This is a genomic window from Mesorhizobium sp. M1D.F.Ca.ET.231.01.1.1, from assembly GCF_003999155.2.
Lineage (GTDB): Bacteria > Pseudomonadota > Alphaproteobacteria > Rhizobiales > Rhizobiaceae > Mesorhizobium.
Genome location: NZ_RZOZ02000001.1, coordinates 1183724 through 1197771, shown reverse-complemented (window position 1 = coordinate 1197771; position 14048 = coordinate 1183724). Strand labels below are relative to the sequence as shown.

The window sequence follows — 14048 nt, the reverse complement described above, 5'->3', positions numbered from 1 at the left end:
GTTGCGTCTGCGCAAGAACGATACGGTGCAGAAGAAGGCCCCCAAAGTCTGCACCGTTGCCGCGCGTGTAGGTCACGGCATGGATTCTAGGGTCTGCGCGCGTCGCTTCGCTCCTTGCTTCGCCCTAGAATGACGAAGTTGTGTACTACCCCGCCTCGTCGCCTTTATTGACTCAGTCAACTAAATGATTGATCCTGTCTGGGACAGGAGGAATTCCCATGACCGTCCACGATCACCCCGGCAAGGAGCGCATCGATGCGGTGCGCGCCTTCAACCGCTTCTACACCCGCCAGATCGGCGTGCTCGATGAAGGCTGGCTGAAAAGCACCTTTTCGCTGACCGAAGCGCGGGTGCTTTACGAGCTTGCCCATCGCGACGGGCTCGTCGCCAGCGACCTCGTCCGCGACCTCGGCCTTGACCCCGGCTATGTCAGCCGGCTGTTGAAGAAGTTCGAGGAGCGTGGCCTGGTCGAGCGCGCCGCTTCCGAGGCCGATGCACGGCGCTCGCCGATTGCGCTGACGCCGGCGGGCAGGGACGCCTTCGCCCCACTCAACCAGGATTCGCACGACCAGGTGCGCGCACTGCTCGATCGTCTGGCGCCGGCTGACCAGGAACGGCTGGTCAAGGCCATGCGCACCGTTCAGAATCTGCTCGGCGACAAACCCGAGCCCAAGGTGCCCTACATCCTGCGGCCGCTGCAGGTCGGCGACATCGGTTGGGTCACGCGGCGCCAGGGCATGCTCTATGCCGAGGAATATGGCTGGGACGAAACCTACGAGGCGCTGGTCGCCGAAATCCTCGGTGAGTTCGTCAAGAACTTCGTCCCGCAATGGGAGCGCAGCTGGATCGCCGAAAGGGAAGGCGAAGTGGTCGGCTCGGTCTTCGTCGTGCGCAAGTCGCCCAAGGTGGCGAAGCTGAGGCTGCTCTATGTCGAGCCCTCGGCGCGCGGCCTTGGCATTGGCAAGCGCTTGGTCGATGAGTGCATCGCCTTCGCCCGCGCCAAGGGCTATAAGACGCTGACGCTGTGGACCAACGACATACTGGGTTCGGCACGCCGCATCTACCAGGCCGCGGGCTTCAAACTGGTCGAGGAAGAGCGTCACCATTCCTTCGGCAAGGATCTGGTCGGCCAGACCTGGAATTTGGCGCTCTAACCCTTCACCGGTATCCAGATCTCCAGCCCGCCATTGCCGCTGTGCGGATCGAATTCGGGCCCGTAGCGCTCGAATTCCGGCGCATCGGCGATCACGTGGCCGGAGGCCGGCAGCCATTTGTTCCAGATCGTGTTGACCGTCCGGCGGATGGTCGAGATGTGCTCGCGGTGTGCAAACACGGCATATTTCTGCGCCGGCACGCGCACCCGGAAAAACTCCTTGGGCAGGTCGGAGAAATCCGACACTTCGACACCTGCGATGTAGTCGAAATTGCCGGCATCGTCGCCATTGACGCAGACGCCATAGGCGACGTCGCCGATCTGGCCGGGGATGTTGCCGAAATAGGGGCCGAAGCGCTGCCACTGCATCGGAATACCGGCGCTGGTCTCGCAGCTGTAACGCTCGCCGAGCCCGGCGATCAGGAAAGGCCGGCTGGTCTCGAAGCGCGGCGGCTCGAGCGTGGCGAGAAACGAATTGTCCATGAGGATGGGCTCCACGAGGTCGAGGTTCTGGGTCGAGCCTTGCGCGCGCACCAACTCAGGCGTCGTGCTGAACTGGTCGCGGAAGGCCCGCGTGAATGCCTCATGCGAGCCATAGCCGGCATCGAGCGCAACCGCCAGGATATCGCTCGCGCCGCCGGCAAGCTTGCGCGCCGCCTCGCTGAGCCGGCGCGCCCGCATGTAGCCCATCACCGACCGGCCTGTGGCGGCGCCGAAGGCGCGCGTCACATGGAAGCGCGACACGCCGCTGCTTTGCGCGACATCGTCGAGGGAGATAGCATCCGGCAGGTGGCTTTCGACGAACCACAGCGCCTTCTCGGTCGGGTTCATAGGCTCCTCGCATTTTGGCGGGGCCGAGACTAAGCACCGCACCGACAGCCAGTTTGATCGAAATTGCGCACTGGGCAATAATGACGATGCGCATGCCGGTTTCCGTGGGATCGACTTGGCGTTGCGCGCGATAGACGGGAAGGAGTGTCCTGATGACGACGGCGACGGCCGATCAGGTCTTCCGGTTTGGCGGGTTCACGCTCGACCTCGCCATGGGGACGCTCCGCGGCGTCAACGAGCCTCTGTTCCTGCGCCCGAAAGCCTATGCGCTGCTTTCGCATCTCGCCCGCAACATGGGGCGCGTCGTGCCGAAGTCGGAGCTGATGGATGTCGTCTGGCCGGGCGTCTACGTCACCGAAGATTCGCTCACCCAGTCGGTGCGCGAAATCCGCAAGGTGCTTGGCGAGGACATGGTGCGCACCGTCTCCAAGCGCGGCTATATGCTTGCCGCCGAAGCCGAAGCCGCGCCCGAGATCAGCAGCCAGCCTATAGTGGCGGTGGTGCGCTTCCGCAACGAGAGCGGCGATCCGGCCGACGAGGCGATGGTCGACGGCTTTGCCGAGGACCTTATCAACGGCGTGGCGCGGTTCGGCACGGTCACGGTGCTTGCGCGCAATTCGAGCTTTTCCTTCGCTTCCTTCGGCCGCGCCGAGTGGCCGCAGATCCGCGCCCGCATCGGTGCCGACTATCTGGTCGAGGGGTCGCTGCGCCGGCAAGGCGAGCATGTCGTGGTGGCCGTCAGCCTGGTCGACATCGCCACCGCAAGCCAGCTCTGGGGCGATCGCTACCAGTCGCACGGCGAGGGCCTGTTCGCTATCGAGCGCGAGATCGTCGAGCAGATCGTCAGCCGGCTGGTCACACGGGTCACCAATGCCGGGCTGGAGCATGCCGCGCGCAAGCCGGTGACCAGCCTTGCCGCCTACGAGCTTCTGCTGCGCGGCTTCGCGCTGTTGCGCGATCCGGCCCAGACCGACCAGCGCGGCGCCGAGGCCTTGTTCGAGGCGGCCATCGCCAAGGATCCGAATTACGGGCTGGCCTACACCTACCTCGCTCTGGCGCGGGCGTTGGATGGGGAATTCGGCCGCGCCAGCGATGCAGTGCTGCAAAATGCCCGCGACCTTGCCGACAAGGGCCTGGCATTGTCGCCGGACCAGCCGACCGGCCATCGCGTGCAGTCGCTGATCCGCCTCTATATGCGCGACCACGAGGCGGCCGAGCATCACATGCGCATCGCATTGCAGCTCAACCCTTACGACGCCGACAGCATCGAGCAGATGGGCATGCTGCTAACCATGCGCGGCCGGCCGCTCGACGCGCTGACCTGGCTGGCGCGCGGCATCCGTATCGATCCCCTGCACCCGCATTGGTACCAGTTCGATCGGGCGCTGGCGCTCTACATGATGGGGGAATACCGCCAGGCGGCGGAGGCGCTGGAGCTCGCTACGCGCCCCGCGCCCTGGATCCGGACAAGACTAGCCGCCTGCTATGCCCAGATGGGCGATATGGAGAAGGCGCGGCGGCAGATCGCCCTCATCGAGGACGGCGATCCCTTCTCGCCGCTCGACTATGCGCTGCGTGGGGTGCCGTTCGAGAACCGGGCCGATGCGGAGCATCTCGCCGAGGGCGTCAGACTTGCCCTCGGCTGATGCATGCCACCCAGAAGTGTGCAGCGGTGCTGGGATAAAGACATGCATCAAAGACAAAGAGTTAAGGCGCGTCGCCTGATTCCGTTTCAGCGCGACGCGCGGAAGGCTGCGCCCGAGCCGCCTCAATCGACGACGACCACGATGTAACGGCCCTGATAGGCCCGGTAGTAGGTGCCGCCGCAGCGCCAGACGTCGAAGCCGTTGACCTTGGTGCGGACGCAGCCTGCCGGCAGCGTGGCGACCCAGGCCGTGGTGTGCCTGAGCACCCGCCATGTCGCTGTGCGGCGAGCGACACCGGCGGCGCTGCGCGGCGTCCAGGGCGCGCCGATGCGGGCCTCGGCCGCGCTGACCAGCGACAGGGCCGGAACGGCGACGCCGACGATCTCGACAGCGGCGAGAGCGACTGCCAGCAGGGCCGCCGCCGAGCGCATTTTCCTGAAAGATTTCATAGGCATTTTCGTTTCTCCTGATATTGATCGAAGGTCAGTGGGAGGTCGCGGCTTGCCGGGCAGAACCCGCCAGCGCCGCTAGGTGAGCAACCACGAACACAAAGTGCGCCGCGGTTGTGACGTAGCCGACGACGAACACGTCGGCGGCGATGAAGAACTGCCAGAACAAAAGATTTGCCGTTCCGAGCAGCGCGTGCACGGCGGCCAGGACGCCGTGCCAGTTGCGGGAGTAGGCGATGCGCCAGAGCGTCCCCCCGATGATCAAAGCCAGTCCATGCGCCTCGATGAAGCCGATGCCGGTGCCCGGCGCGTCGCCGAGCAGGACGGCTTCCGCGCCGCGCCCGAAGAACGAGCCTGCGATGTCGGTGGCGAGGCCGCCGGCCGAGGCGAGGATCAGGAAGCCGGCGTTGACGCGAACGAGAAGATTTCCAAAGAAGGGTGTCATGATCGTTCCTTTCGGTTTTGCGTCTTGGAGCAGCCGGCACGGCGGACGCTCCGCCGTGGCGATTGGGGGATGCGCCGTTCAGGCAGCCAGTGGCTGGGGCTCGGCGGTGGGCACTGCCGGCTCGGTCGCCGGTGTGGCCTTGGCAGGTGCCTTGATGCCGAACCAGGCGACATAGAGCGTCGGCAGGAAGACCAGCGTCAGCACGGTCGCCACCAACAGGCCGCCCATCACCGCATAGGCCATCGGCCCCCAGAACACGGTCGGCGCGATCGGGATCATGCCGAGGATGGCGGCCGCCGCCGTCAGCAGGATCGGCCGCAGCCGGTGCGTTGTGGCGCTGATCACCGCGGCCCAGGGTTCCTCGCCTGCAGCGATGTGCTGGTCGATCTGCGCGATCAGGATCACCGAGTTGCGGATCACCATGCCGATCAGCGACATCACGCCGAGGATCGCGACGAACCCCATCGGTGCGCCGGAGATGAGCAGCGCGCCGGCGACGCCGATGATCGCAAGCGGAGCGGTGAGCAGCACCAGCACCAGGCGCTGGAAGCTCATCAGCTGCACCATCAGCACCGTCGCCATGATAAACAGCATCAGCGGGAAGACCACGAAGATGCTGGCTTGCGCCTTGGCGCTGTCCTCGATGACGCCGCCCTGCTCGACGCTGTAGCGCGCCGGCAGCTCCGCCTTGAACGCGGCGATGGCGTTCTCCAGCCGCCGCGACACGATGGTGGCGTTTTCGCAAGGCGCGACGTCGGCCTGCACGGTCACCGTCGGCAGCCGGCCGCGGCGCCAGATCAGCGGCGGCTCGGTCTGGTAGCTGAGCTTCGCCACCTGTTCGAGCGGCACCCGGCGCCCGCCGGACGCGCTGATCGTCAGGCCGCGCAGCGTGTCGATGCTGGCGCGTTCGTTATCCACAGCCCGGGCGACGATGTCGACAAGGTAGGTGTCGTCGCGCATCTGGGTGATCTTGGAGCCCGACAGCACCGCGTTGATAGTCTCCGACAGCTGCTGCGAGGAGATGCCCAGGGCGCGTGCCCGGTCCTGGTCGACATCGACCTTGATCACCTTGGCCGGCTCGTTCCAGTCGTAATTGATGTTGCGCACGGCGGCGTCGCTGCCCAGCACCTGCGCGAACTGCTGCGCCAGGCTGCGCGTCTTGTCCGGGTCCGGACCGCTGACGCGGAACTTCAGCGGCCAGCCGACCGGCGGGCCAAGCTCTAGCGGCGTGACGCGGGCCATCATGTCGTCGAAGCCGGTCGACAGCTCCTTTTCCAGCCGGTCGATGACGGCTTGGCGCACGGCGTGGCCCTTGGTCACCACCACGGCCTGGGCGAAGAAGTCGTTGGCGAGCTGCGCGTCGAGCGGCAGGTAGAAGCGCACCGCGCCCTGGCCGACATAGAAGCTCCAGTGGTCGATGTCGGGATCGGCGGCGAGCAGCTTCTCGACGCGCTCGACCACGGCATCCGTCGACTTGATCGAAGCGGTGCGCGGCAAGGTGAGATCGAGCATGACCTCCGGCCGGTCGGACTTCGGGAAGAACTCCTGGCCGACGAAGCCCATGGCGACGACAGAGAGCGCGAACAGCCCCGCCGTCGCCAACAGCACCAGCCACTTCGCCCGCATCGCCATCTCGAGCAGCGTCTGGAAGCCGCGGGCAATGCGCGACGGCTGATGGCTGCCATGCCCCTTGATGCGATCGGGCAGTAGAAAGACGCCGGTAAGCGGCGTGAACAGTACCGCGACCACCCAGGAGACGACGAGCGCGATGGCCACGACCGCGAACAGCGAGAAGCAGTATTCGCCGGCGCCGCTCTTGGCGAAGCCCACCGGCACGAACCCGGCGATCGTCACCACCGTGCCGGTAAGCATCGGGAAGGCGGTGGAGGTGTAGGCATAGGTGGCAGCCGAGATCTTGTCGTGGCCTTCCTCCATGCGCGCGATCATCATCTCCACCGCGATCATGGCATCGTCGACCAGGAGGCCAAGCGCGATGATCAGCGCGCCGAGCGAGATGCGCTGCAGCGAGATGCCGAAATACTCCATGGTGACGAAGGTGATCGCCAGCACCAGCGGAATGGCGACCGCCACCACGACGCCGGGGCGCCAGCCGAGCGCCAGCAGCGACACGGCGAGCACGATGGCGATCGCTTCGCCGAGGCTCTTGGTGAACTCGCCGACGGATTCTTCCACCACATGCGACTGGTCGGCGACCATACCAAGCTCGGCGCCGAGCGGCAGCTCGGCTTCCATCTCGTGCATCTTCTCCTTGACGTTCTCGCCCAGCGCCAGCGCGTCGCCGCCCGCGGTCATCGAGATGGCGATGCCGACCGCAGGCTTGCCGTTGAAGCGGAACATCGGCTGCGGCGGGTCGGAATAGGCGCGCTTGACCTCGGCGACGTCGCCCAGCCGGAAGTAATGGCCGTTGGCGTAGAAATTGATCGCCTTCACGCTCTCCTCGGAGGTGAAGCTGCCGGAGACGCGGATGGCGATGCGCTCGGGGCCGGCATCGACCGTGCCGCTCGGCGTCAGCGCGTTCTGCGCCTGCAGTGCCTGCGACAGCGTGCCGACATCGAGGCCGAGTGCCGCCACTTGCTGCGTCGAGAACTCGAGATAGATCTTCTCGTCCTGCTGGCCGATGAGATCGACCTTGGCGACATCCTTCACCGTGAGCAGCCCGGCGCGCAGGCCGGTGGCGAGGTCCTTCAGCTCGCGATGGCTGAGGCTGTCGGAGGTGAGCGCGTAGATCAGCGAATAGGTATCGCCGAACTCGTCGTTGTAGAACGGGCCCTGCACGCCTGAGGGCAGCGTCGGCTTGATATCGTCGAGCTTCTTGCGCACCTGGTACCAGAGCGGCTGCACCTGGTCGCCCGCCACCGTGTCCTTCAAGTTGACGAAGACGACGGATTCGCCGGGCTTGGTGTAGCTCTTGACGTAGTCGAGGTCGGGCAGCTCCTCGAGCTTCTTCTCGATGCGGTCGGTGATCTGCTCCACCGTGTCGCTGGTGCCGGCGCCCGGCCACATCGTCTTCACCACCATGGTCTTGATAGTGAAGGGCGGGTCCTCCTCGCGGCCGAGGCCACGATAGGCGTAAAGCCCGGCAAGTGCGGCAGCGATCATCAGATAGACGATGAGGCTGCGGTGGCGCAGCGCCCATTCGGAAAGATTGAAGCTGGTCATGATGCAAATCCCTCTCAGAACGCGCAAAGGCGCGTTCCGCCGGCGGCTGCCGGCTGGCCAAAACAAGTGACGGTCGGGGTTCGGTCAGCACCCGCCGCGTGGCGGGCGCTGGAAAGTCAGGCCAGGCTGTGCATAGTGCCCGGCACTCGGCAGGGCGCGCGCTCCGCAAGCCTCGGCCTGATCGCGAGGCCGGCGAGATAGCGCTGGAAGCTTGCTGCCTCCTGAACCGGCGAGGCAAGCGCGACATGGCCGTCGGGCCTCACCAGATAGGCGGCGTCACGCTGCAGGCCGGCTTTCCCGGCTGCGTCCGTCCAGGCGAAGGCGTGGATCGGGATGCCGCTCGGCGCAAGCATCGCCCGGAAATCGCAATTGGCCTCGCCATAGACATGAACCTGCCAATCGAGCGAGCGCAGCGGCTCGAAATTGTCACCATCTGCATGGGCGACGTAGGGCAGCCGGTCGCCGCCGTTCACCTTGCCCGCCGTGCCCGAGCTGATCGGCCCGGCCCGGTACTGGATCGCCGCCTGCGAGATCAGTCCGAAGAAGGCGCGCGAGCCGAACGATGTATGCAGTGCGACGTTCATGATCTTCGGCATAAGATAGCGCCGGAACAGGCCGATGAGCCGCGAGCGGCTGGTGATGAAGCGGAAAGCGGTGTCGGTGCTCTCGATCAGCTTGCGCGCAAAGGCGATGCGCTCGGGCTCATAGCTGTCGAGCAGGCGCGGGTCGGCCCGGCCCTGTACCACCGCTGCGAGCTTCCAGGCGAGGTTCACTGCGTCGCCCATGCCGGTGTTCATGCCCTGGCCGCCGGCCGGGCTGTGGATATGGCCGGCATCGCCGACGAGGAACACGCGGCCGACGCGGAATCGCTCGGCGACACGATGGTGGACGCGGTAGGTCGAGAACCAGTTGACTTCGTGGACCTTGACGCCGGTGTCGCGCTCGATATCGGCGCGGATCGCCTCGAAGCTAATCGTCTCGTCGGCCTCATGCGCCTTCGGCACGATGCCGATGAGGCGGAGCGACCCCGACTGCCTGACCGGCATGGCGATGGCGAAGCCATAGGCGCTGATGGTGACGTCCATGCCGTTGTGGGTGACTTCGCCGGTGCCCTTGACGTCGGCGACGTAGAAAGCCTGCTCGTAGGTGCCGCCGGGAAAGCCGATATTGAGCCCATGCCGAACGGTGCTGCGGGCGCCGTCGCTACCGGCGAGATAGGCGGCGCTGACGGTTTCGGTGCGGCCATCCTTACTCAGCGTGGCGATGACCGCATCGCCCTTGTCCTGGAAGGCGACGAGCCCGGTGCCGCGCTCGACCTCGACGCCGGCGCGCTGCAGATGCGTGATCAGCACACGCTCGTGGATGTCCTGCGGCAAGGCGAAGGCGAAGGAAAAGGGGCTGATGCCGCGGCCGAAGTCGGACAGCGGCAGCCTGGCAGCGACGCCGGCCGGCGTATGTATGGTAAGCCGCTCCAGCCGGATGCCTGCTGCAAGGACATCGTCGACGATGCCGATCTGGTGGTGGAACTCCAGCGTGCGCGCCTGGACGGCAAGCGCCCGCGAGGTTTCGCCCGGACCGTCAGCCTTGTCGAAGATGCGGACCGGGACACCGAGCCTGGTCAGCCAGAGCGCGAGCGTCAGTCCGGTCGGACCGGCGCCGGCGATGAGGACCTTTGTCTTGGACATGGTCATTTTCCTTCTCCCTCAACGATACGGACTTTTTCGTGTTCCCGCAGCCGGTTTACGCCGGCGGTAACGACCAGATCGCCTTTGCTGAGCCCGTCGCTGACGACGATGCGGTCGGTCTCGTATCGGGCAACCGTGACCGGCTTGAGCTCGACGGCTGACGAGGGCGACACGATCCACACCGCCGGCTTGCCATCCTTGTCGAACAGCGCGCTGCCTGGCAGCACCACGACCGGCGCGCCGGCGACCTCGGCGCGGCCGGAAACGCTGGCGCCGAAGCGCATCTCGTCGGGCGCATTCTCGATCGAGACCTTCACCTGGAAGGTGCGGGTGGCGGCATCGGCCATCGGCGCGATCTCGCGGATGGTGCCGGCCGCCGTGATCGCCGGATTGCTGAGCAGCGAGACGGTCACCTTCGGCGGCCGCTTCGTATCGGGCGTGTTGGCGAAGGCGGCTTCGGCGATCGAGAACACGGCGTCGCGGCTCTGCGGATCGGCGACGCGGACCACCATCTGCCCGACATTGACCGACTGGCCGGCTTCGGCGCCGCTCGCGGTGACGATGCCGTCGAATTCCGCGTGCAGCTCGGTATAGCCGAGCTGGTCCTTGGCCATCTCGAAGGCGATGTTCGCCGACTTGAGCTTGGCCTGCGCCGAGCGCAGATTCTTCAGCGTCGCGTCATAGTTGGCCCGTGTCGTGAAACCTTTGGTGAGCAGCGCGCCGATGCGGGCCTCGGCGGCACTTGCCTCGACAAGCACGGCCTGCGCCGCGGCGACATCGGCCTCGGCGCTGGCGAGCCGGTTGCAATAGTCCTGATCGTCGATGCGGGCGAGCACCTCGCCCTTCCTCACCGTCGCGCCGACCTCGGCGACGCGTTCGAGCAGCTTGCCGGATACGCGGAAGCCTAGGTCGCTTTCAAGCCTCGGGCGTATCTCGCCGACGGCGGTTCGGGTGTCAGCGCCGAGCATCGGAGCGACCGCTATGGCCTTGACGAGCTTCGTCTCCGGGGCGGCCGGGGTGGTGTACGAGGCCTCGCTTCTTGCGCCGTGCCAGACCAGGGACGCGCCGCAGGCGAGGACGGCGACCGAGCCGGCGACAAGGCGACGCCTCAGCGCCTTGTTATCAGAGAGTGCGGCAATCATGCTTGTCTCCACGACCAAGGTTGCGGTCGCGCGGGGAGGATGCGGCGACCGGGAAATATATCGGCTGGAGGGGGATCGGGCGTTTGCGGCCTGTCTTTCGCCAGCCCGATCTTCTTGCGGTTTCCGGCCCGGAAAATCCCGAACGGTTTCTGAAAATTTTCCGATGTTTGGCTGAGGCAGTGCCGGAAACGGATTGACATAGGGCCTTCGAGCGTATGTAACGTTATTACATATCGGAAGCTGCAAATTGGGAATTTCACGGGGTGATCAGGTCGCGCAGAAGTCCGTTGCGACTCGCGCGCGGACAACCTACGATGGCGGTGTCATGGTCCCCGAGCCGCAAGGCGAGGGGTGAAAAGGGAACACGGTGAGATCCGCTTAGGGTCGAGGCCGTGGCTGCCCCCGCAACTGTGAGCGGCGAGCTCCATCCGGAATGCCACTGGCCGGCAAGGCTGGGAAGGCGGATGGCGCGGCGACCCGCGAGCCAGGAGACCTGCCATCGACACGAGTTGACCGGACGGGGTGTGCCGGGAGGAGACGCGGGCACCGGTACTGTCGGCCGGCTCGTCCGGCATCCTTCCGTCGCCATTTTGGGAAAGTGACGGAATGTTGGACGGCTCCATCGATCGCATCGACCGCATTTTCGTGTGCATGCTTTGCTGTGATCCGGCGACGCGAGAAATGCGCAGCGAAGCACTCTCCGATCATCGGGTGGGCCGCCTATGACCACGCAGCTTCTCGAAGCCCGTGGCCTCGGCGCGACGGCCAATGGCCGGACGCTGGTCGACGATGTCAGCCTGTCGCTGACCGGCGGCGAACGTCTCGCCATCATCGGCCCTAACGGCGCCGGCAAGACGACGCTGCTGCACATGCTGTGCGGGGCGCTGCCGCCGAGCCGCGGCGAGGTGCGCCTTGCCGGACGCCGGCTGGACCGGATCACCGCCGCCGAGCGGGCGCTCAGCATCGCCGTCGTCGGTCAGACGGACCAGCCGGATCCGCGGCTCGCGCTCATCGACTATGTCGAGCTTGGCCGCGTCCCACATGCGGGCTTGAGGCGCCGCCACGACGATCGCGACATCGTCGTCGAGACTTTGCGCCGGACCGGATTGCTGCGGCTGCTCGCGCGCACCGTAGGCTCGCTGTCCGGCGGCGAGCGCCAGCGCGCGCAGCTCGCCCGCGCCATCGCGCAGGAGCCGAAAATCCTGTTCCTCGACGAGCCGACCAACCACCTCGATCCGCGCGCCCGCGGCGAGTTGCTCGACCTGGTCGCCGGCTTCGGCATGACCGTTGTTGCCGTGCTGCACGATCTCGCCCTGGTGGCGCCCTTCGCCACCCGCGTCGCGGTGATGAGCAACGCCCAACTGCACGCGCTGGCGCCGCCGCGCGAGGCGCTGGCGCAGCCGCTCATCCGTGAGGTGTTCGGCATCGATGTGCTGCGCCTCCAGCACCCGACCGAGGACCGCGAGCTCACCGTCTTCGAGCTTCCCGCCCGCGCTTCAGCGCCGTCCTGAGCCAACCCAAACAATCCAACCCAATCAGGAGCACCATCCCGTGAAACGCCTCGCTTTGTCGCTTGCCCTCTCTTTTGTCGCCTCGGCCGCCTCCGCCTTCCCGGTGACCGTCGACAGCTGCGGCAAGCCGCTCACCTTCGACGCGCCGCCGAAGCGCGCCGTCATCCAGGACCTCAACATGGCCGAGATGGCGTTCGCGCTGAAGCTGCAGCCGTCGATCGTCGGGCTGACCGGCATCACCGGCTGGTACAAGGTCGGCCCCGAATTCAAGGCCGAGCAGGGCTCGATCCCCGAGCTGGCGCCGAAATACCCGACGCTGGAAAACCTTGTCGCCGCGCAGCCGGACTTCTTTTTCGCCGGCTGGTATTACGGCATGAAGCCGGGCGGCGAGGTCACGCCCGACACGCTTGCCCCGCACGGCATCAAGACGCTGGTACTGACCGAGAGCTGCGTACATCTCGACAAGAACCGGCCCACCGCTTCGATGGACCTGCTCTTTGGCGACGTCGAGAAGCTCGGCAAGATCTTCGGCAAGGACGCGGAGGCGCAAAAGCTGGTCGCCGGCTGGAAGGCCGAGCTGGCCGGCATCACCGCCAAGGTGGGCGAGCATAAGGGCACGCGCGTGTTCCTCTATGACTCTGGCGAGGACAAGCCCCTCACCGCCGGCAAGTTCGCCATCCCCAACGCCATGATCGCCGCCGCGGGCGGGGAAAACATCATGGCCGACATGGACACGAGCTGGGGCAATACCGACTGGGAGACGGTTGCGTCGCGCAATCCGCAATTCCTCATCCTGCTCGACTACCAGGACGGCGGCGGCTACCGGAAGCTGCTCGATTTCCTCGAGGCACATCCGGCGATGAAGGAAACCGACGCGGTGAAGAACAAGCGCTTCGTTGCGCTGCGTTACGCCGAGCTGACGCCCGGACCCGCCAACATCGAGGCGATCGGCAAGATCGCCAGGGCCATGCATCCGGAAGCGTTCTGACCTTTGCGATACGGATCGTTCGTTCTTGCAGTGTCGCTGGGCGCGGCGCTGCTTGCAGCGCTCGTGCTGCTTTCGATCGCCTACGGCTCGACGCTCATCCCGTTGCACGAGGTCGTGCGCGCGCTGGCACATGCGATGGGGCTGGACGGGAATCAGGTATCCGGTCCGGTCGGCAGCATCGTCGTCGACCTCAGGCTGCCGCGCGCATTGCTGGCGATTGCTGTCGGCGCCGGCCTCGGCATCGTCGGCGCGCTGCTGCAGACCGTCCCCCGCAACGATCTCGCCGATCCGTTCCTGTTCGGCCTCTCCTCGGGCGCCGCCGCCGGCGCGGTCTCCGTCATCACCGTCTTCGGCGACAGCTTCGGCATCTGGACCCTTCCCCTTGCCGCCTTCACCGGCGGCATACTGGCGGCGGCAATCGTGCTTCTGCTGGTGTCGCGGGTGAGGGGGCAGGGACCCGAGCGGCTGATCCTTGCCGGCCTCGCCGTCTCCTTCATGTTCACTGCGCTGACCAACTATCTTGTCTTCGCCGGCGACCAGCGCGCCGCCCATTCGGTGCTGTTCTGGACCATGGGCGGGCTGGGTCTCGCCCGCTGGGACAATATCGGCCTGGCGGCGCTCGGCGCCGTCATCATCCTCGCCTATGGGCTCTGGAACCACCGCCGCTTCGATGCCTTCCTCGCCGGCGAAAGCGCCGCCGAAAGCCTCGGCGTGCCGGTGGCGCGGATGCGCCGCACGACATTCCTCATCGCGGCTCTGGCCACCGCGATTCTGGTGGCGGTGGCCGGCGTCATCGGCTTCGTCGGCCTGATGATCCCGCATCTCGGCCGGCCGCTGGCCGGTCCGCTGCATCGGCCCCTGATAGCGATCTGCGCGCTGTTCGGGGCGATCCTTCTGCTGGCCAGCGATCTTCTCGCCCGCACGCTGCTGCCGCCGCAAGAACTGCCGATCGGCATCATCACCAGCTCGCTCGGCGCCTTCTTCGTCGTCACCATGCTGATGCGCAACCGCCTTTAGT

General features: G+C 66.2%; 11 protein-coding genes and 1 riboswitch. Of the genes, 5 read left to right on the top strand and 6 right to left on the bottom strand.

From position 1 onward, the window contains the following. Positions 1 to 218 precede the first annotated feature (218 nt). A complete protein-coding gene (locus EN874_RS05950; RefSeq protein WP_127424419.1) occupies positions 219 to 1154 on the top strand; it encodes a helix-turn-helix domain-containing GNAT family N-acetyltransferase in 936 nt (311 codons plus the stop codon). Here the strand turns inward: EN874_RS05950 and EN874_RS05945 are convergent. Next, positions 1151 to 1984 carry an AraC family transcriptional regulator gene (locus tag EN874_RS05945; RefSeq protein ID WP_127424418.1) on the bottom strand — a complete coding sequence of 278 codons (834 nt, stop codon included), beginning with the start codon at positions 1982 to 1984 and terminating at the stop codon, positions 1151 to 1153. The genes EN874_RS05950 and EN874_RS05945 overlap by 4 nt on opposite strands. Before the next feature lie 152 nt (positions 1985 to 2136). On the opposite strand from EN874_RS05945, the gene EN874_RS05940 reads away from it, so the two are divergent. After that, entirely contained in the window at positions 2137 to 3630 is a 1494-nt protein-coding gene (locus EN874_RS05940; protein ID WP_127424417.1) for a winged helix-turn-helix domain-containing protein, read from the top strand. 122 nt (positions 3631 to 3752) lie between these two features. Here the strand turns inward: EN874_RS05940 and EN874_RS05935 are convergent, their stop codons facing one another. The 5 genes from EN874_RS05935 to EN874_RS05915 all read right to left on the bottom strand — a co-directional run bounded on the left by EN874_RS05935 (position 3753) and on the right by EN874_RS05915 (position 10531). Next, positions 3753 to 4085, bottom strand: a complete 333-nt coding sequence (locus EN874_RS05935; protein WP_127424416.1) for a hypothetical protein — start codon at positions 4083 to 4085, stop codon at positions 3753 to 3755. A 28-nt stretch (positions 4086 to 4113) separates the two neighbouring features. After that, complete coding sequence (locus EN874_RS05930) at positions 4114 to 4524, bottom strand: hypothetical protein (RefSeq protein WP_127424415.1); 411 nt, start codon at positions 4522 to 4524, stop codon at positions 4114 to 4116. 78 nt (positions 4525 to 4602) lie between these two features. After that, positions 4603 to 7704, bottom strand: a complete 3102-nt coding sequence (locus tag EN874_RS05925; RefSeq protein WP_281061393.1) for an efflux RND transporter permease subunit — start codon at positions 7702 to 7704, stop codon at positions 4603 to 4605. A gap of 116 nt (positions 7705 to 7820) precedes the next feature. Then, a complete protein-coding gene (locus tag EN874_RS05920) occupies positions 7821 to 9389 on the bottom strand; it encodes an FAD-dependent monooxygenase (protein WP_127424414.1) in 1569 nt (522 codons plus the stop codon). 2 nt (positions 9390 to 9391) lie between these two features. Continuing rightward, positions 9392 to 10531 (bottom strand): efflux RND transporter periplasmic adaptor subunit, encoded by a 1140-nt coding sequence (locus EN874_RS05915; protein WP_127424413.1) that lies wholly within the window; start codon positions 10529 to 10531, stop codon positions 9392 to 9394. A 309-nt stretch (positions 10532 to 10840) separates the two neighbouring features. Continuing rightward, positions 10841 to 11047: riboswitch (cobalamin riboswitch) on the top strand. Positions 11048 to 11253: 206 nt separating this feature from the next. On the opposite strand from EN874_RS05915, the gene EN874_RS05910 reads away from it, so the two are divergent. The 3 genes from EN874_RS05910 to EN874_RS05900 are packed head-to-tail and all read left to right on the top strand — an operon-like array spanning position 11254 to position 14047. Continuing rightward, positions 11254 to 12042, top strand: a complete 789-nt coding sequence (locus tag EN874_RS05910) for an ABC transporter ATP-binding protein (protein WP_127424412.1) — start codon at positions 11254 to 11256, stop codon at positions 12040 to 12042. 40 nt (positions 12043 to 12082) lie between these two features. Then, entirely contained in the window at positions 12083 to 13030 is a 948-nt protein-coding gene (locus EN874_RS05905) for an ABC transporter substrate-binding protein (RefSeq protein WP_127424411.1), read from the top strand. 3 nt (positions 13031 to 13033) lie between these two features. Further along, a complete protein-coding gene (locus EN874_RS05900; protein ID WP_168247371.1) occupies positions 13034 to 14047 on the top strand; it encodes an iron ABC transporter permease in 1014 nt (337 codons plus the stop codon). Position 14048: the final 1 nt, after the last annotated feature.